17 protein-coding genes, 2 tRNA genes and 1 pseudogene are annotated in these 18948 nt (G+C 55.4%); 9 read left to right on the top strand and 11 right to left on the bottom strand.

The window, feature by feature from the left end:
• The first annotated feature begins 904 nt into the window (after window positions 1-904).
• The 3 genes and pseudogenes from RHM65_RS19520 to tnpC all read left to right on the top strand — a co-directional run.
• Window positions 905-978 (top strand) — tRNA-Cys (locus RHM65_RS19520).
• 139 nt (window positions 979-1117) lie between these two features.
• Window positions 1118-1204 (top strand) — tRNA-Leu (locus tag RHM65_RS19515).
• 185 nt (window positions 1205-1389) lie between these two features.
• A pseudogene (gene tnpC / locus RHM65_RS19505) lies at window positions 1390-2679 on the top strand (IS66 family transposase); the annotation flags it as partial.
• A 46-nt stretch (window positions 2680-2725) separates the two neighbouring features.
• Here the strand turns inward: tnpC and RHM65_RS19500 are convergent.
• The gene (locus RHM65_RS19500; protein ID WP_322170922.1) at window positions 2726-3490 is read right to left on the bottom strand and encodes a helix-turn-helix transcriptional regulator; all 765 of its coding nucleotides are present in this window, start codon (window positions 3488-3490) and stop codon (window positions 2726-2728) included.
• Window positions 3491-3611: 121 nt separating this feature from the next.
• Between RHM65_RS19500 and RHM65_RS19495 the strand changes: the two genes are divergently transcribed.
• The 4 genes from RHM65_RS19495 to RHM65_RS19480 all read left to right on the top strand — a co-directional run bounded on the left by RHM65_RS19495 (window position 3612) and on the right by RHM65_RS19480 (window position 6780).
• Window positions 3612-4418, top strand: a complete 807-nt coding sequence (locus RHM65_RS19495) for a sulfite exporter TauE/SafE family protein (RefSeq protein ID WP_322170060.1) — start codon at window positions 3612-3614, stop codon at window positions 4416-4418.
• A gap of 413 nt (window positions 4419-4831) precedes the next feature.
• A complete protein-coding gene (locus RHM65_RS19490) occupies window positions 4832-5140 on the top strand; it encodes a type II toxin-antitoxin system HigB family toxin (RefSeq protein WP_322170062.1) in 309 nt (102 codons plus the stop codon).
• Window positions 5130-5489, top strand: a complete 360-nt coding sequence (locus RHM65_RS19485; RefSeq protein WP_322170065.1) for a helix-turn-helix domain-containing protein — start codon at window positions 5130-5132, stop codon at window positions 5487-5489. Before RHM65_RS19490 ends, RHM65_RS19485 begins: the two co-directional genes overlap by 11 nt.
• A 163-nt stretch (window positions 5490-5652) precedes the next feature.
• Window positions 5653-6780: a diguanylate cyclase gene (locus tag RHM65_RS19480; protein WP_322170067.1), complete on the top strand. Its 1128-nt coding sequence runs from the start codon at window positions 5653-5655 to the stop codon at window positions 6778-6780.
• A gap of 117 nt (window positions 6781-6897) precedes the next feature.
• Here RHM65_RS19480 and RHM65_RS19475 read toward each other — a convergent pair whose 3' ends face one another.
• Window positions 6898-7326 (bottom strand): potassium channel family protein, encoded by a 429-nt coding sequence (locus RHM65_RS19475; RefSeq protein ID WP_322170069.1) that lies wholly within the window; start codon window positions 7324-7326, stop codon window positions 6898-6900.
• 902 nt (window positions 7327-8228) lie between these two features.
• Complete coding sequence (locus RHM65_RS19470; protein ID WP_322170072.1) at window positions 8229-8600, bottom strand: helix-turn-helix domain-containing protein; 372 nt, start codon at window positions 8598-8600, stop codon at window positions 8229-8231.
• A gap of 724 nt (window positions 8601-9324) precedes the next feature.
• Between RHM65_RS19470 and RHM65_RS19465 the strand changes: the two genes are divergently transcribed.
• Window positions 9325-9540 (top strand): hypothetical protein, encoded by a 216-nt coding sequence (locus tag RHM65_RS19465; protein WP_322170074.1) that lies wholly within the window; start codon window positions 9325-9327, stop codon window positions 9538-9540.
• 11 nt (window positions 9541-9551) lie between these two features.
• Here RHM65_RS19465 and RHM65_RS19460 read toward each other — a convergent pair whose 3' ends face one another.
• The 3 genes from RHM65_RS19460 to RHM65_RS19450 form a co-directional block, all read right to left on the bottom strand.
• Window positions 9552-9794, bottom strand: a complete 243-nt coding sequence (locus RHM65_RS19460; RefSeq protein WP_322170077.1) for a hypothetical protein — start codon at window positions 9792-9794, stop codon at window positions 9552-9554.
• A 79-nt stretch (window positions 9795-9873) separates the two neighbouring features.
• Complete coding sequence (locus tag RHM65_RS19455; RefSeq protein ID WP_322170081.1) at window positions 9874-12570, bottom strand: excinuclease ABC subunit UvrA; 2697 nt, start codon at window positions 12568-12570, stop codon at window positions 9874-9876.
• Between the two features lie 46 nt (window positions 12571-12616).
• Complete coding sequence (locus RHM65_RS19450; RefSeq protein WP_322170084.1) at window positions 12617-13324, bottom strand: hypothetical protein; 708 nt, start codon at window positions 13322-13324, stop codon at window positions 12617-12619.
• Between the two features lie 303 nt (window positions 13325-13627).
• Between RHM65_RS19450 and RHM65_RS19445 the strand changes: the two genes are divergently transcribed.
• Complete coding sequence (locus RHM65_RS19445; protein WP_322170087.1) at window positions 13628-14020, top strand: helix-turn-helix domain-containing protein; 393 nt, start codon at window positions 13628-13630, stop codon at window positions 14018-14020.
• Window positions 14021-14039: 19 nt separating this feature from the next.
• Here RHM65_RS19445 and RHM65_RS19440 read toward each other — a convergent pair whose 3' ends face one another.
• From RHM65_RS19440 to RHM65_RS19420, 5 genes are all read right to left on the bottom strand, one after another.
• Window positions 14040-15092: a DNA topoisomerase IB gene (locus RHM65_RS19440; protein ID WP_322170089.1), complete on the bottom strand. Its 1053-nt coding sequence runs from the start codon at window positions 15090-15092 to the stop codon at window positions 14040-14042.
• A 71-nt stretch (window positions 15093-15163) separates the two neighbouring features.
• Window positions 15164-16261: a molybdenum ABC transporter ATP-binding protein gene (gene modC / locus RHM65_RS19435; protein WP_322183923.1), complete on the bottom strand. Its 1098-nt coding sequence runs from the start codon at window positions 16259-16261 to the stop codon at window positions 15164-15166.
• Between the two features lie 3 nt (window positions 16262-16264).
• Window positions 16265-16945 carry a molybdate ABC transporter permease subunit gene (gene modB / locus RHM65_RS19430; protein WP_322170094.1) on the bottom strand — a complete coding sequence of 227 codons (681 nt, stop codon included), beginning with the start codon at window positions 16943-16945 and terminating at the stop codon, window positions 16265-16267.
• The gene (gene modA, locus RHM65_RS19425) at window positions 16946-17650 is read right to left on the bottom strand and encodes a molybdate ABC transporter substrate-binding protein (RefSeq protein WP_416194796.1); all 705 of its coding nucleotides are present in this window, start codon (window positions 17648-17650) and stop codon (window positions 16946-16948) included.
• 178 nt (window positions 17651-17828) lie between these two features.
• Complete coding sequence (locus RHM65_RS19420) at window positions 17829-18905, bottom strand: nitronate monooxygenase (RefSeq protein ID WP_322170099.1); 1077 nt, start codon at window positions 18903-18905, stop codon at window positions 17829-17831.
• Between the last annotated feature and the right edge of the window lie 43 nt (window positions 18906-18948).

The following is an 18948-nucleotide window of genomic DNA, read 5'->3' as shown; positions in this document are numbered from 1 at the left end:
ACCTTGATCAGCTCGACGTCACTTTGCGCCAGCACCTCGAGAGCGCCGCCGCCAGCTGTGCCCGACAAATTACCTGCCGCCGATTGGGAGGCGTTGACGGTTTCCTGCAACCGGTTGGAAATGGCGTTGAAGCGGTTGCTTAACTCCACAATCGCCGTCTCGGTTTGCTGACGTGAGCTTTCCACTTGCTTGGCCCAGATCGGTACTGCTTGCATACACACCGCTTCGAGACCGCTGACTGCTGCCGAAGACTGCTGCAACTCAATAGCCGCATGATCTGCGCTCAACGCCTGAGCAACGGAATCGGCGACTAAGCGGCCCTGTCGACCGGCGCTCCAAAATCCGGCAGCCAGCCCGGCCAACATCAATACAGCGCTGAGTAACACTGGCAGCATCTGCGGGCCTGCCAACGTCAAGAGCGCGGCTGCGCCGGCAATCGACATCACGCAGGGCAGCCAGCAAAAACCGATCGGGCGAAGAGGGGAGTGGGCGAGTTCGGCGTACTGCGGGCTGGAAGGCATGTCTCATCCCTGAACGTTGGATTACGGGTGGTGGCTAATAGCTATATCTGCCGACTGGTTCGCAACTTTAACCCGACGGTCAGATAAATGGCGTCATTATTTTACTGACTACGCCGAATGGACTAGAAAATGCCAGAAAGGTTGGTCCAAAGGCGATTCGTTGAAATAAATCTCTCGAAAAATTGACTGATTAGAGCTGTGAGGAATTATTTGCCCTCAGTTCTTGACATGGCAATCGAACAAGTCCAAAATTGCGTCCATTCCTGATGTGGGAATTTAGAAAAACCTATAGATTTCAATGAGTTGAGAGATAGATTAATGTCTCTTCTTCAACTCGAAGTTGTATGCGTTTAGTGTCAGTTGTAGGGGCACTGTACGTTTGGGGCCGAGTAGCAAAATGGTTATGCTGCGGATTGCAAATCCGCCTACGCCGGTTCGATTCCGACCTCGGCCTCCATCATAAACAAGCTCCGTAGATCCATGATTTACGGAGCTTTTTTATTGGGCTTATCTGCAAGATTTTGTCGCACCTTGCTGGCCCAGTAAACTTGCTTCACCGAGAAGGGATGTATATATTCCCTGCTCTTGGCGCTACCGCCCGAATGGCGAAATTGGTAGACGCAAGGGACTTAAAATCCCTCGTTCGTAAGGACGTGCCGGTTCGACCCCGGCTTCGGGCACCATTTAAATCAAGGGCTTACCTGTGTTGTGCAGGTAGGCCCTTGTTGGTTTTGTTGCCGCAATTATGGAATGTTGCCGCAATTCGCTATTTTGTCGATGTGACTCTCTTCCCTTTGCGGTTGCGAATGTACTGCTCGGTCATGGCGACGGTGGTATGGCCGAGCTGGTCCATAGCCTGGCGAATGAGGCTATCGACGCTGAGCTGACGGCACTCCAGCCGGCTCCGGCTCCATCAGAGGTGCGCCAGAAACCAAAGCGCGCACCGCTGCCGCCGCAGTTTTCCACGCACCGTTATTCATCACGAACTAGAAAACACTCAGTGCACTTGCGGTTGCCAGCTTCAGCGCATCGGCGAGGACGTCAGCGAGAAGCTCAATTACACGCTGGGAGTGTTCACCGTTGAGCAACATGTACGTGGAAAATGGGCCTGCCGTCAGTGTGAAACGCCGATCCAGGCACCGGTGCCGGCCCAGGTAATCGACAAAGGAATACCTACCCCAGGTCTGCTAGCTCATGTGATGGTAGCGAAATTCGCCGACCACTTGCCGCTGTACCGGCAGGAGAAATCTTTGGCCGTGCCGGTTTAGCTATCGCCCGCTCGACACTGGCGCAATGGGTTGGACAGACCGGCGTACAACTTCAGCCACTGGTTGATGCCTTGCGAGAAGTTGTTCTAGCCCAACGAGTCGTCCAAGCCGACGAGACGCCGGTACAGATGCTCGCACCGGGCGAGAAGAAAACCCATCGCGCCTATGTCTGGGCTTACTGCACCACGCCGTTCTCGGCGGTTAAGGCTGTGGTCTATGACTTCAGTCCGAGCCGTGCGGGTGGGCATGCGCGTAACTTCCTAGGCTCGTGGAACGGTAAGTTGGTGTGCGATGACTTTGCTGGCTACAAAGCTGGCTTCGAGAAAGGCATGGTCGAAATCGGCTGCATGGCCCACGCCCGCCGCAAGTATTTCGATCTGCACATCGCGAACAAAAGCCAGTTGGCAGAACAGGCACTGCACTCAATTGGTGGCTTGTACGAAGTTGAGCGCCAAGCCCGCGACATGAGCGATGAGGATCGCTGGCGAATACGGCAAGAAAAAGCTGCACCACTGGCGAAAACGCTGCACGACTGGATGTTGGCCCAGCGCGATCTTGTGCCCAATGGATCGGCAACAGCCAAAGTTCTGGATTACAGCCTCAAACGCTGGGTAGCGCTAACGCGCTACCTGGAAGATGGGGCTGTGCCCATAGACAACAATGCAGTCGAAAATCAGATCCGGCCATGGGCACTTGGACGCTCGAACTGGTTGTTTGCCAGGTCGCTGCGCAGCGGAAAACGGGCGGCGGCGATCATGAGCTTGATCCAGTCGGCGCGCATGAATGGACATGATCCGTAAGCTTATCTGAAAGATGTCCTGACGCGGCTGCCGACGCAGCAGGCGAGTAAGATTACGGAGCTGCTACCACATAAGTGGTTGGCAGTTTAACTACGCAAGGCGTGATGGCCGGAAGTCGCTGGTGCCGATAAGCGGCCTAATTAATAAGGTACACCGAAGGTGCCTGTCCCAATACCCGGCGAAACATGGTCGCGAACGCGGCGGGGCTTTCATACCCCATTTCTAGGGCAACGGTGGTGACGCTGTGGCCGTCGGCCAGTCGTGAAAGTGCCAGAACGACGCATGCTCGTTGACGCCATTGCCCAAAGCTAAGGCCGGTTTGTTCCCGAAAAAGGCGAGTGAATGTCCGCACACTCATGAATAACGAATCAGCCAGTTGTTGGGGAGACAGGTTGATATCCGGCGTCATCAGAAAGGTTTGACAGCTTGCCAGCAACCGCTCATGTGTGGGCATAGGGATATGCAAAGGGAGTTCGTTTGCACGTTGTATTTCGTGCAACAGAAGACTGATCACCACGCCGTCTCGACCTTCCTCTTCGTACTCATAAGGCAAATCCACGGCCTCCTGAAGCAGATGGCGCATTAATGCGCTCACCTCGATCACTTGGCATTGTCCTTGATTGATCAGTGATTCGTCGGGCTCGATGTACAAACTGTGAGTCGTTACGCCAATAAAGAGCACTTCATGGGGTACCTGCGGCGGTATCCACACCGCGCGTTGTGGTGGCACCACCCATGTGCCAAGGCTCGTAGTTACCTGCATGACGCCTTTCGATCCATAGAGCAATTGAGCGCGCCGATGGCTGTGCATCGGTAGACGATGCCCAAGGTCGTAGTCTGTGCTGATAGCCACAACGTTACGAGGGGTGGAATCTAGAATGGCGATGGAAGCATTGTGCATCGTGATGATCCATGAGGCTTTGGCCGAAACGAAAACACGGTTGGCTTGTTCGCTAAGGTCGTCCAAGCGCCGCATCACTAAGATGCCTGCTCAATAAACATTGAGCAATGGAAGATACTGGATGAGCCTTTTAATCCTCGCAGCCTTTGGCTGCTTGACTGGAGTGACCACTGTGCTGTTCGGGTTCGGCGGCGGCTTTGTGGTCGTGCCGCTGGTATATCACGTGTTGATTTCCGGTCACAGTCCGGGCGAGCCTGGTTATGACTCTGCGATGCAAATCGCGGTGGCCACTTCAACGGCCGTTATGGTGATCAGCGCATCGATGGCAACGTTCAAACAGCATCGGGCTGCAAAACTTGTTCATGGCTACATCTGGCCGCTGGTAGGTTACATCGCACTTGGTTCGGTGGCTGGAGCATTGCTGGCCAGTGCAATGAGCAGTAACGGTGTCCGGATAGCGTTCATGGTTTACCTGGGGCTGACCATCGCGGACTGCCTGTTTCGCGAGGGTTTTTTACAGAGCGCAGGTCACACCAAAAGGACTGTGCCTGCGATACCTATCAAAGGTGTCACTATCGGAACGGTTGCTACTCTGCTGGGCGTAGGGGGCAGCGTTATGACCGTGCCGCTAATGCGCAGAGCCGGTTTGAGCATGGCTCAATCATCGGCACTGGCGAACCCTTTGAGCATGCCAGTAGCGCTAATAGGATCGCTGATGTACGCAGTTACCGGGCAACTCGAAACGGCGGGAATTAACAGCGGTTTTCTGGGTTACATCTATCTCCCCGCATTTGGCTTATTGACCGTCGGTTCGTTGATCGGCGTTCGCCTGACACTACCTTTTGCAGGGAGGATCCCGGACAAGCTGCATGCACACATTTACGTTGCGCTGCTCATACTTGTCTTGTTAGCGCTTGGTATCAGTTAGCTGAAGGCTACAAAAGGCTGCTTTGCGACACAGGATAGATGACTCGGCCGGTCGTTTACGCTTAATTTGCCTGCAAAATCCGTTCAACGCTTATTCAAACCAAGGCAGTATCCCGTCCCCGGATTGAGGCGCCCGTTGTCTAACAAGGGCGCATTTCACCTTACTGTTGAATGAGCCAGTAAAAATCGGCTGCAGATCAAGGTTCACTGCGAAAGGACATCGCGAAACAGATCAGGATGCAAGGTGGCGATGTGCAGTAAAGACCCGCAGTGCTGGAAGGGGGGCGGTCCTGTTCACATTCTTGCCAAATGCTCACAGAAATATCTGAAAGCTCTGCCTCTGCATGCCCGCTGGCCATTTGCGTTGATCAAATTTGAGGCATGGAGTCTCCCAAAACGGGAGGTTGCTGCAAAATGCGGGTTATTGCCAAAAGAAAGCTGGTGAAATTCCGGGAGGTCCCTGGACATGACGACGCTGAAGCATCTCTAGAAAGCTGGCATCACACCGCCTTAAGGGCCATCTGGAAGACGCCTCAGGACGTAAAGGACCAGATTGGTAACGCTAGCGTATGCGGCAATAACCGCGTGGTGTTCAATATCGGTGGTAACAAGTATCGGCTGGTTGTCGAGATGCAGTATAGAGCAGGCATTGTCTGGGTAAAATTCATCGGAAACCACCGGCGCTACGATGAGATAGATGTGGAGACGATCAATGAATATTAAGCCTATCCATAACGACGAAGACCTTCATGCCGCCTTCAAGCGTCTTGAGTCAATCTTTCAGGCCGAAGCCGGAACGCCGGAAGCTGACGAGATGGAGGCTCTTGTGACCCTGATCGAGGTCTATGAGAACAAGTACTATCCGATCCAATCCGCCGATCCGATCGAGGCGATCAAATTCCGTATGGATCAACAGGGTCTGACCCCGCGCGATCTAGAACAGTACATTGGGCCAAGCGGTCGCGTTTCGGAGGTTCTGAATGGCAAGCGGCGCTTGAGTTTGAAAATGATTAAGCGTCTGCACGAAGGGCTGCGAATTCCTTACGAGTCGCTCCTCGCTGGAGCTGCTTAACCGAAGGCGGGCGTGACCGGCCTTTTGTATCAAGAGGATTGAGCTGATAAGCCCTCCAGTGCTTTGAGTTGGCTGGTTAGCCCAGCGACTAGAAAGAAATGACCGTGTTGCAGGCTGGATGCCATACTGTTTTTTGTTCGAGCATCTTGATCAGGCGGGTTGAATGGGTAGCCTAGGACGTAAGCGGGACCAGGATATCCTCATAGAGGTGCAGGTACGAACGGATCGATTGCATCAGTTATTTCGCCAATCAGCGTCGGCAGTTTTCGGCAGTTTACTGGGTGCGCTGATGTTGTGCGGGCTGTGCTGGGACCGTTTTGACCACACCGTCATTGTTTGGTGGATAGCCGTATTGACGGCTTCGTCGCTGCTGCGTATCTCGATGTTTTTTTTCTATTTTCGCAGTCCTGTCAGTGAGCGTACGCCTCAGCGCTGGGAGCGGAGATACTGGGTTACGCTCACATTGTCCGCTGGCATTTGGGGCGTGGGTGCATTAGCCGTCATGCCAGCCACCGACCTGCTGGCGCAGGTACTGGTTATATTGTTTACCGTTGGAATGTCTGTTAGCGCTGTGGCTTGCTACTCCGCCTATCGCGCCATGACCTTAGTGTCGATTGGGTTGGTGTTGTTGCCCTGCACCCTATGGCTACTGTTTCAGCCCTCAGGGTTACAACTCGGTATCGCGTTAGCCGTTCTCGTATTCTCTTCATTTGTGGTCAGCGCTACACGCAGGCTCTCCGATGCATTGGAAACGGCCTTCCGCTTAACCCGTGAAATGGAGCAGGCGCATAGTATTTCCACTCATGCGGCGCAGACCGACGAGTTGACCGGCCTGAAAAATCGCCGCGCTTTTTTCGACAATGCTCAGCAGTTGCATAACTATTGCAAGCGAAACAAGTTGCCGTTGTGCGCCTTGATGTTGGATATGGACCACTTCAAACTTATCAACGATACCTACGGTCATCAGGTCGGAGATCAGGTGCTGCGTCAAATTGGTGGAGTCATCAGCACGTCGTTTCGCGAAGCGGATGTCTGCGGCAGGCTGGGGGGAGAGGAGTTTGCGGTTCTGCTTCCTGATACATCCATTGAGACCGCACTTGGCGTTGCTGAGCAACTCATTCAGACAATCGCTGGATTGAAGGCTGAGCCAGTGAACTACATAACGGCCAGCCTGGGTGTTGCCTCAACGCATGTGGGTGATAAAGACCTGCACAACTTGATGAACAGTGCAGACAAAGCGTTGTATCGAGCAAAGGCGCTGGGGCGTAATCAGGTGGTTGTCGCCGACTGAATGCATACCTGCTGTAGGCGCTGCCGAAGGCTGCGATAAGCCCGAAGGATGTTGCCAACAAGTGGGCTCCTACAGGGGCGTGGGTCGCCGATAACCCGGCAGCCGGTCCCACCTCTCTCAGCGTTCGGGCTTCCAGTATTTTTGCATCTCCAGAAACAAAAATGACGCCGTCCACGTGATCAGCATGAGCCCTGTCAGCGCCTCAAGCCCAGTGAGGAACTTGATGTGGCCGACGGGATGAATATCGCCGAAGCCGATGGTTGTAAAAGTAGTAAAAGAAAAGTACGCGCAGTCGAGCAGGCTGCCGTCGAATTGACCCTGCAAGCCGCCCCAATCACCGAATTGAATGATGAAGTAGTAAGTCAGCGCAAAGCACCAGACTTCCAGCGCATGGGCCAACATCGCGCCAAGAACACCCAATACGATCCGAAAACGATGCCGCCCGGTGAGCTTGGATAACATCAAGTTCATCCGCAACAGGCACTCATAATGGATCATCACAGCAGTAATAATTACAACCAAATTGACCAGGGTCACCGCAATCATTCAGTACTCATCCTCAATCGACTTCGTGCGGGCCCTCAGGCATTTGGCGGCCCACACGCTTTCTATAAATAATGCTCGGTGTTGCTCGCTATTTGAATGGCTGCAGCCAATACGGAGACGGTGGGTGGATTGCTAAGTCCCCAGGCGAGCTAATGCCGACGGGATCATACTTTATTAGCGTCTCGTCATTGCTGGAACTGCTTATTGATGTGCGTTTGGCGAGTACGTGACTCAGAACTGCCTTCGCCATCTTCATCATCCGATCCAGACGCTGGCATGCTGGAGGAAGCCTGAATCGAGCCATCACCGCTGCTGAAGCGGCCGGAATGCAAAAAACTGCTTTTCTGCTGGCGTTAGTGGACCCCGGGTTCTCGGCTCGTCGGTGATAACGTCAAAGCACCATTGCTCTAGTCCCTAGCCATATTTTGGAGCGCGTAAACTCTAGCCTCGACCCAGCAATTAAGTTCGTCAGCATCGAAAGCTTGGAATATGACAATATTCTCGCCGGCAACCAATTTAGCGACGTGTTGGGCATAGGGTTTTCTCCATGATCGGCAGCCTGCCTAGCGGCACAGTACCTCGCCAACGGTCAGCATAGTTCGAACCTTCTTCTGTGCACGTCAAACCAACTCTCGAGCGAAAGAGCAAAAACCATGCGAAATTCGAAGAAAAAACTAGCGTTATTTAGCGTTGGCCTACCGTTAGTGGTATGCGGCATAGCCTTTGGCGTTATCGGCCCCGCTATCGGCAGTAACCCTTCCCCTTACGCGCTTGCAGGGTTCTTACTCCCAGGATTGATCCTGATGTTTTTAGGGCTTCACAAGCCGCGCAATGAATAAGTGGCCTAACGGACACGGGTTCTATCTCAGCGGCTGCCTGTGTCCGGTGACCTGAATTCCTCATCACTCCCGCGCAATTGATTCGTTTTTTGATGATGCCGTCAGGAGTCCAGCAATAGTCGTGGTCAAACGGCTCAGCGCTTCTTGGTCTTGGCGCTGAAGCGATCTAAAACTGATCAGCACTGACTCTTCGTCCTGACTCAAATCATAGGAGCAAGGTGGTGTCGCCTTACCCGTCAAGACGAACAATATGTCGATGCCGGTTTCTGCAACAGCCACAAAGTATTCAGACTTTGGATAGCGAGTTCCGTTTTCGTAATTACTTTGTGCGTTAGTCGCGACGCCGCCCCGCTGTCCAAATGCTTTTTGGGACAGTCCTAAGCGCTCACGTTCTTTTCTAAGCCGCACACCGATTCCTCTCGTCTGGCTGTTCATTCGGCAAACCCCCGCTTTTTCCGTTGCTGAATCGTATTTCCCTTTTGGGGCTGCTGTGCATTTCAGGTTTCGCGGTCTCTGAAGATTATGGTCGACCTGACACGCCTGTTATAACTCATATCCTGTACAGGGTTTATAAGCATGTACAGTTATTTACTGTTATGTACAGGTCTGATCGGATGTATATCCGTATGCGTGTTATGACTGTTGGATAAACACCTTTATGGGTGTTATATTGCGGTCGGAAACGTTATTGCACACTCTCTACAGCGGACAGTATATCCATAGACTGGGCCGCTCTATCCTGAGGCTTTCAGCCTGCCTCAAATAGGAAACAGTGTCATATAACGGATGTTGGGTATATCGAATCGAATAGAGTATATTGCTCTGAAAACTCGTTTGGATAGAAAGACATGGTGATGATGTCGTGCTGGAAGATGTTATTGTCGATCGGCATCTGGATCATGTGCGTTGTGTTAATCGTCGTGGTCAACTATTGACGTCCATCTTCAACATCGGAAGAAAAAATAGCGCGTTGACCTATTTACTTGGGGTCTCGCCCTGTGTGCTTCATCATGATGAAGCACACAGGGCGAGACCCCGATAAAACTCAACGGAACATTTCAAGTGTTGCCTGGTATACCTTGCGCGCGCTGTCGAACCAGCAGATCATCCATTCCTCTAAGTTTCGGGCCTTACTTCAACGGTCCACTGCGAGGTGTATATGGATATCAGTTTGAACTGCCAAGGCGACGTTCAATACCCGGTCCTATCAATGCCGGTGCCAACCCCTAATGAACTTGACGAAGATACCGAGAAACCGGATCAGGACATCGATACGTTCACGGACGATGACAATCCCCCGCCGCAGGATTGGAAACATCCTGATGATGGCAAAAGCCTGTCGGATCAGGATGTCGAATGGCCGCTTAAGCCCTGAGCGCGTAGCGCTTACTGTTTCTTTCTGGCGGCGGCTTCTGCGGCGAGGCATTCCAGGGCGAATTGTTCTGGGTAAGTCATCTCAATCGCAGTGGTAACGCCTTTGACGGTGCGCGAGCCGTCGAGGATGTAGCGGATTCGACGATCGGTAACGCCAATTCGTTTTGCGATCCAGCCGGGTGTCTGGCCGATGCGCGTGACGAGCTTGTCGGCGTAGTCGGTGGAAGGGTTATAGAGTTCTGCATTAGGGGTCATAGGACTACCAGATAAAAGTTAAGCTGAGTTGCAGTGACGAATGGGCGACACAGTGCGGGAATCATCTAAACGTGTCGCCCTAATTTTTTAAAACAGTATTACTGCCCGACAATATGTTGGCCAGAAAGGGCGCCGTCCGGCTCGCTTTGACGCCGACCACGGCTTCCGGCGTACCGCAGGCGACCAGCCTGCCGCCTTCATCGCCCGCACCAGGGCCGATGTCTATCACCCAATCGCTTTGTGCAACAACGCGCATTTCATGTTCGACAACAATTACCGTATGGCCCGCGTCGACCAGGCTGTTGAGCTGTGTAAGCAAGCGGTCAACGTCGCAGGGGTGCAGGCCGGTAGTGGGTTCATCAAGGACGTACAGCGTGGACCCGCGTTGGACACGTTGCAACTCGGTCGCCAGTTTAATGCGTTGCGCTTCGCCTCCAGAAAGTTCGGTCGCCGGTTGACCGAGTCTTAAATAGCCGAGGCCGATGTCACGCAGGACTGTCAGGGAACGCAGCACGCTCGGTTGTTCGGCAAATACCGTCACGGCTTCCTCTACTGTCAGTTGCAGCACTTGCGCAATGTTCAAACCCTGCCAGCTGATTTGAAGGGTGTCCTGGTTATAGCGGGCGCCGTGACAGGTCGGGCAGGGTGCATAAACGCTGGGCATGAACAACAACTCCACACTGACAAAGCCTTCGCCTTCGCACGCAGGGCAGCGCCCTTTGGCGACATTGAAGGAGAACTGCCCCGCGTCGTAGTGTTTATGTTTGGCGTCGGGCGTCGCCGCGAACAGCTTACGAACGCTGTCAAACAGCCCGGTGTAGGTCGCCAGGTTCGAACGCGGTGTACGACCGATAGGTTTTTGATCGACCTTTACCAGTCGCCGGATGGATGCCAATCCGGCCGTCACCTGACCGCTGCTGACTTGCGGAGCATCGTCTTCCAGGCTGAGTTCTTCCTGTTCGACATCCGCCAAGGTTCGGCCCAGATGCGTGCCCACCAGCTCCAGCAATGCCTGGCTGACCAAGCTCGATTTGCCCGAGCCGGAAATCCCGGTAACGGCGGTGAAGCAACCCAGGGGAAACGCCGCCGATACGTTATTCAAATTATTGCGGGTAACGCCCTCAAGTCGAAGCCAGTCTTTGGTTTCTCGACGAATTTGACGATGGGGCGCCTGTGCAGCAAACAGGTGCGGGCGCGTTTGTGAGGCTGCGATGTGGGCCAGCCCGGCGGGCGGTCCGCTGTACAGCACATGACCGCCATGTTCTCCCGCCGCAGGGCCGACGTCGATCAACCAATCAGCCCGACGCATGGTTTCGATATCGTGCTCGACCACAAACAGCGAATTGCCGGCCGCTTTCAGTCGCTGCAACGCGCCAAACAAGGCTTCACCGTCAGCCGGGTGCAAACCTGCCGAGGGCTCATCCAGCACGTAGATCACACCGAATAATTGAGAGCCCAGCTGCGTTGCCAAGCGTAAACGCTGTAGCTCGCCGGATGAAAGGGTTGGGGTGCTACGTTCCAGCGCCAGATAGCCAAGGCCCAAATCGGTCAGGGTGCTGACCCTCGCCAGCAAGTCGTGGGCGATACGCTGCGCCGCCAAGCGTTTTTCCACGGACAAATTGGGTGTCAGCCGGACATCTGGTGCGGCTCCATGCGCCGAGCCGCCTTTGGCCAAGCGTTGTTGACGGGCAGCTTCGATCTGCCGTTTGCTCAGTACACGGTTGTCAGTGGGGACCTCAACAAAGGCATTGTCCGCCACTGGACGCAAGACCTCGGCCAGCTGCAACAACGGCATTTGCGAGAGTTCACCGATGTCGTAGCCGGCAAACTTGACAGACAACGCTTCCACGGTGAGGCGCTTGCCCGAGCACAGCGGGCATTGGCTGCCGATCATGAAGCGCGCCACACGCTTTTTCATCAGTGCACTTTGTGAGTGGGCAAAAGTGTGCAGGACGTAGCGCCGGGCACCGGTAAACGTGCCTTGATAACTGGGTTCAAGTTTACGTTTTAAGGCCTGTTGGGTTTCTAGTGGCGACAGTCCGGCATACACCGGGGCGGTGGGGGTTTCTTCGGTGAACAGAATCCAGTCACGCTGCTTTTTCGGCAAATCGCGCCAAGGGATATCGACGTCATAACCGAGGGTGACCAGGATGTCGCGCTGGTTTTGTCCTTGCCAAGCGGTGGGCCATGACGCCACGGCGCGCTGGCGAATGGTCAGCGTATCGTCCGGCACCATCGTCTGCTCGGTGACCTCGTACACCCGGCCCAACCCATGGCAATCGGGGCAGGCGCCCTGGGGTGTATTCGGCGAAAAGTCTTCGGCGTAAAGCATCGGTTGCCCGGCCGGATAACTGCCTGCCCGGGAATAGAGCATCCGTACCAGGCTCGACAGGGTGGTCACGCTGCCCACCGACGAGCGTGTGCTCGGGGTGCCGCGTTGTTGTTGCAATGCTACAGCGGGGGGCAAGCCTTCGATGGAATCAACATCGGGCACGCCCACTTGATCAATCAAGCGTCGTGCATAAGGCGCCACTGACTCGAAGTAGCGCCGCTGCGCCTCGGCATACAGGGTGGAAAACGCCAGGGACGATTTGCCTGAACCCGAGACACCGGTAAACACCACCAACGCATCACGCGGAATATCGACATCCACGTTTTTCAAGTTGTGCTCCCGCGCACCGCGCACCCGGACGAAACCCGAGCTGTTTAGCGGTGAGGTGTTTACCGAAACGGCTGATAAGGCTTGATCGTCAGGGGTGTTGCGCTGCGAAGTCATGATCGAGCCTTAAGCCAATAGGGTAGGTACTGAAATACCGATGAATCTATGACGTTATGCGCCGAAAGCCAACCACCCAGACCCAGGGGTTGTCGTCCCAGGACTCCACACCATTGAGGCTCTGCCAGAAAACTGCAAAAGCGATCACGGGAGTCGTACTGATGCCTGCACTGGGCGGCGGTAAATGATTGGCGAAGTAACCATGCATGCCGTCATGCAGCGCTGAAAACCCTTCAGCGATGGCCTGTTCGTCGGTGATGTCCCGCAGGCGCTCCTTATGTACCTCGGTGATCTCAAGTGTGATGCGTGAGGCGCGGCGCGGCATGAACACACTGGACCGCAACCACCAACAGGGACGCGGGTCGGATCGCGCGGTTTTGAGGTAATCAGCCGGTTGCTTATATTGATAGGTCAGCCCGCTGTTTAACGTGAGGTCGACGAAGCGCCACTCATCGCGATAAAGGTCTTTACTGAATCGAGCCTCCCATCGGCCGAACGCATAAAATGACTCCTTTAACCACAGCAGGTCCCCCGGCTGACCGTAGGGGCACGCTTCGTCGGACACGTGAAGAGGCACAGATGAAGGTTCTATTGTTGTCTGCTCCATTTCACTGCCCATGCTGAGTGCAAGTGAAGGCCGCTGCGAGGCCGATGCAGATGACTCAACCTGTTTGACGATGCGGCGGGTGACTGTTTTTTTGCCGCGCAGTATTGCTGTCACCATGGGTGCGCTGAATATGATGGGTCGTTCCATGAAGGGAATTCCTCAAAAGTAGTAGGGCGTTGTTGATCGCGTAGTTCGTTGATCCGCCCATAGGGGAGATGTTCAGTAAATGTCGATGACCGTCGTTGAAAGAGTGCATGCCTGCGGTATGTTCGGATTGAAAGCCGCTTGGAAAATATGTCAACCATCAAATGAATGGTGAGGAACTATATAGACGGCCGGAGGGGGCGGCGTTCCGACCAACAGTCGACTTTATGAAACAGAGGACATTTAAATTGTTGTTTTTTTTTGAGAGACTTTGGCAGTCAATGACCGTTTAGGTAGTCAGAGAAAATGAACGAGATGGGTGCGAGACTCAGGCAAGAGCGCAAGCGGCTGGGGTATTCACAACGAGAAATGGGTCTTCTGGGCGGCGTTGCGGCCAATGCGCAGGGTAAGTACGAAAGCGGTGAGCGGGTGCCGAAGGCGGATTACCTGGCGGCGCTGGCGAGCGAAGGATTAGATGTTTTGTATGTGTTGACCAACCAACGGAGTACCGGGACTGCTGTTGATACCCTGCTGAAACAGGTGGCGCAGGTGGATGAGCCCGATGCGGTATTTAAAGAAGTTAAACATGCGGTGCGCCATCTACTGCTCCGGATTGAAGAGCTGTCCAGTAGTTACGTTCAGAATGGAAAGCCTGTTCGTACGTTGCATGACCGCGCCGTAGACAGGGTGAGCGAGTAGTTACACTTCGCGCTAGCATTCAGTCAGCGCTTTTAGCCATTTCGGCGGCTTTTGTGGCTAGCGCTTGGAGGAAAGTCGCCAGCGCGACTTCTTCTTGCCGCAGGCCCTTGCGTTGTCGAACCCGGGGCAGTTTGGCTAGATTACCCAGTAGAAAACCTTCGAGTACCGCAGGATGGATATAGCAACGTCGGCAGACCGCCGGGGTGTTGCCCAGTTGCCGCGCGACTTCCTTCACCATGTCGACGATGTGTTTTTTTGCGTCGGCCTCAGTCTCCCATTTCAGCTTGCGCAAGGTTGTCAGCGCCAATGCGCTGCCGGCCCAGGTTCGGTAGTCCTTGGCGGTGAAATCAGCGCCGGTGAGGCTGTGCAGATAAGCGTTAATGTCTGAAGAGCTCACCGAGTGCCGCTCGCCGTTGTCGTCCAGATACTGAAACAGATTCTGCCCCGGCAGCTCCATGCAGCGCTTGATGATGCGCGCCAAGCGTCGATCCTTAATGCTGATTTGATGCTCGACGCCACTTTTGCCGCGAAACTGAAACAGAATTGCGCTGCCTTTGACTTCCACGTGTTTATTGCGCAGCGTCGTTAACCCGTAAGACCGATTGTCTCGAGCGTACTGACTGTTGCCAATACGAATCAACGTGGCGTCCAGCAGTGAAATAACGGTCGCCATGACCTTGTCCCGACCCATGCCCGGCGCATTCAATTGCGCTTCCAGTTGCTTGCGGACCTTGGGCAGCGCCATGCCAAACTCAATCATCCTTGAGTACTTGTTCTCGTCGCGGATCTCGCGCCAGCGCGGGTGATAGCGATACTGTTTGCGGCCCCGTGCGTCGCGTCCGGTGGCTTGCAAATGCCCTTGAGGGTCAGCGCAAATCCACACATCGGTGTAGGCCGGTGGTATCACCAGCGCATTGATCCGTTTGATTTCCGATTCATCGCGGATGCGCTGTCCGGCGGTGTCGAAGTAAGCAAATTTGCCGCGCAAGATTTTTCGACTGAACCCCACTTGAGTGTCGTCGACATAGTGCAGGTCGGAAGGCAGTTGGATGACGTCGGTCGAGTCGGACATGGCGAATTCCTTCAGCAGTTATCAGCATTGACCGCTGGAATTCGCAGGGGTGCCACTGGCGTTTCGGTGAACTATGCCAGGACCGCCACCGACTTGATCTGTGCCCATAATTGTTGGCCGGGATAGAGGTGCAGCCGGTCGCGGGAGTAACGGGTGATGCGTGCGAGCAGCGGTACGCCAGCAGCCTCGAGCCGGACCAACACATGGGCCGTGTTATCGGCCGCCACCTCACCGGTCACAGTCACCGGCAAGCGGTTAAGAATGCTGCTTTGGTCGTCGGGTTGCAGGTTCAGGCTGACGTCCCTGGCCTGCACGGTGAAACGCAAGTGTTTACCGATATCCATGGGCGCATGGGCCACACGCACGGTTAAATCGCTGCCGGGCAGTTGTAGCGTCAGCAACTGGTAATTGACGTCGTACGCGCTGACGACGCCTTCAATCACTACCCCGGCAGCGTCACCGGTCGCCATCGGTAGGTCGAGTCGCGCCAGGGTTTCACCGATAGGACCGCTGGCCAGGGCTTTACCGTTGCTCAACAGCACAATGTGGTCGGCCAGCCGTGCGACTTCGTCTTGGGAGTGGCTGACGTACAGCAGCGGAATATCCAGCTCGTCGTGCAGCCGCTCCAGGTACGGCAGGATTTCGCTTTTACGTTTGGCGTCCAGCGCCGCCAAGGGCTCGTCCAGCAACAACAGGCGCGGGCTGGTCAGCAAGGCGCGGGCAATCCCGACGCGTTGGCGCTCGCCGCCAGACAATTTGTCCGGGCGTCGATCCAGCAGGTGTTCGATGCCGAGTAACGCGGTAGCCTGAGGCAGTTGCACTTTGCGCTGATGACTTGCGATGCGTCGCAAACCGAATTCCAAGTTGCCGCGTACCGACAGATGCGGGAATAGGCTGGCCTCCTGAAAGACATAGCCCAGCGCACGCTTATGCGGGGCGAGGAAAATGCCTTTACTGCTGTCTTGCCATACCTCGTCGTTGATTTGAATAAACCCGTGGTGCGCTTTTTCCAACCCGGCAATACACCGCAGGCAGGTGGTTTTACCCGAACCGGAATCGCCGTAGAGCGCTGTCACTCCGCGTCCCGGCAGCTTGAGGTCGACGTCCACGGCAAAGCTGGGGTAAGCCAGTTGCAGCCGAACCTGAATCTCAGCGAGCGGCAATGTCATGGTTTAACTCCAGCTCGCTTTGGTTTTGCCGCTGGAGTACAGCGCCAACAGCACTAGAAAAGAAAACACCACCATGGCCCCCGCCAGCCAGTGCGCGTGCAGGTACTCCATGGACTCAACGTGGTCGTAGATTTGCACCGAGACCACGCGGGTCTTGCCGGGGATATTGCCGCCAATCATCAGCACCACGCCAAATTCGCCCACGGTGTGGGCAAACCCAAGGATTGCCCCGGTAATGAACCCCGGCTTGGCCAGCGGCAGCACGACGCTGAAGAAGGTGTCCCACGGATTAGCGCGTAAGGTGGCGGCGACTTCCAGTGGCCGTATTCCAATCGCGCAAAAGGCATTCTGCAAAGGCTGCACGACGAAGGGCATCGAATAGAGGACCGAGCCGATGACCAGACCGGGGAAGCTGAAGGTTAGCGTCCCCAAGCCAATGCTTTGGGTAAAGTGCCCGACAAAACCGTTGGGCCCCATGGTCAGCAACAGGTAAAAGCCGATCACGGTGGGCGGCAGCACCAACGGCAAGGCAACCACCGCACCCACCGGGCCCTTGAGCCACGAACGCGTGTGTGCCAGCCATAACGCGATGGGTGTGCCGATCAGCAACAGAATGAAGGTGGTCAGTGACGCCAGTTTCAGCGTCAGCCAAATCGCTTCCAGGTCTTCACCACCCAGGGGCATTTACAGCTCATAGCCGTAGGATTTAATCACCGCAGCGGCTTTTGGCCCCTTCAAGTATTCAACCAGTGCTTTGGCAGCGGCGTTGTCTTTGCCCTTGGCCAAGATGACCGCGTCTTGCTTGATAGGGTCATGCAGGTTGGCCGGAACCAGCCATGCCGAACCACTGGTGACTTTGCCGTCCTTGTAGATTTGCGAGAGCGCCACAAAGCCCAGCTCAGCGTTGCCGGTGGAGACAAATTGATAGGCTTGAGTGATGTTTTGGCCGGTAACGAGTTTGTCTTTCGTCGCGTCGGTCAGACCCAGATGGGCCAAGACCTGAGTCGCCGCCAGGCCGTATGGGGCGGCTTTTGGATCGGCGATGGACAGGTGCTGATACTGGTTGGCCTTGAGGACGGCGCCTTTGTCGTCAACGTAACCGTCTTTGGCCGACCATAAGGCCAATTTGCCCACGGCGTAGGTGAAGCGCGAGCCGGGAACGGTGTCACCCTCTTTTTCCAGCTTGGCCGGGGTGGTGTCATCGGCAGACAGGAACACATCAAACGGGGCACCGTTTTTGATCTGGGTATAGAACTGCCCAGTGGCGCCATAGGCTGCAATCAATTTGTGCCCGGTGTCTTTCTCAAAATCTTTGGCAATGGCCTGGATCGGCGCGGTGAAGTTGGCAGCGACCGCCACCTGGACGTCATCGGCGAACGCTGCGTTCATGCCAAGCGCAACGAACACGACAACCAAGGCGTTGAGGGAGATGCGTGATGGACCCGTTAGCATGAACGCTTTCCATAGGTTTAGGGCGGAATAACTGTGTGGCTAGGCCGCCATGGGCCTAGCGCTATAGAGCGGAATATATAGCGGCAAATCCCTACGGGGAAGCGAAGCCCCGAGATTAATGCCTGGAACACTTCTTCAGCGCTTGGGCACCGAGTTGTCGTGTCAGTGCTTCTGCGGACAGTTCGTGCTTCAGGCCCACCGCCTGACCGGCCCATAGGTTCAGGAAATCACCGCTGCCTTGGGGTTCGGACCGGGCGCGTAACGGGATCAGTGCGCCCCCCGCCAAAGGAAACGCCGGCGTGATAGCGCTGATCGGGCCTTGTTCACGCATCACACGGTTGACGATGCCCCGGGCCGGCCGCCCGGTGAAGAGGTTAGTCAACGCTGTTTCACTGGCTTTGGCGCTGCGCAACGCTTGGTAATGCGGCGCACTGACCTTGGCTTCCGGGCAGAACAAATAGGCCGTGCCCATTTGCACCGCCGCAGCGCCCAACGCAAACGCGGCGACGATACCTCTAGCGTCGCCAATCCCGCCTGCGGCAATCACCGGAACACTGACAGCATCGACAACTTGTGGCACCAACGCCAACGTGCCGATCTGGGTGTACAGGGCCTCACTCAGGAACAGCCCGCGATGGCCGCCGGCCTCGTAACCCATGGCGATAATGGCGTCACAGCCGTGTTGCTCCAGCCATATCGCTTCATCAACCGTGGTGGCCGATGAAATCACTTTGGCGCCGGTTGCTTTGACCCGTTTCAACAGCGCTTGCTCGGGCAGACCGAAATGGAAGCTGACCACTTCGGGCTTCAGCTCTTCGACCAGTGCGCACATGGCCTCATCGAAGGGCGCGCGGGCCGATACCGGGGTGGGCGCATCGAAATCAGCCCCCAGCTCGGTGTAATAGTCTTTCAGCGATTCTTTCCAGCGAGCCTCCCGCGCGGGGTCTGCAGCGGGTGGCTGGTGGCAGAAAAAATTCAAATTCAGTGGGCCGGGACTCTGGCTGCGAATCAGGCTTACTTCTTCGCGGATCTGCTCTTGGCTCAGCGCGGCGCACGGCAGTGACCCAAGGCCGCCAGCCTTGCCAACGCCAATCGCCAGGGCCGAACCGCTGGATCCGGCCATGGGTGCTTGCAGAATCGGCAGTTCGATACCGAATAGATCAAGGATGCGACGGTCGGGCCATGTACTCACGGTTGAATTCTCCTAATAAAACAACAGCTAGGCCACCGGGTGA

Source organism: Pseudomonas sp. CCI4.2, from assembly GCF_034350045.1.
In the GTDB taxonomy this organism is placed as follows: domain Bacteria; phylum Pseudomonadota; class Gammaproteobacteria; order Pseudomonadales; family Pseudomonadaceae; genus Aquipseudomonas.
Note: the sequence above shows the minus strand (reverse complement) of the source record. Positions and strands in the feature narration are given on the sequence as shown.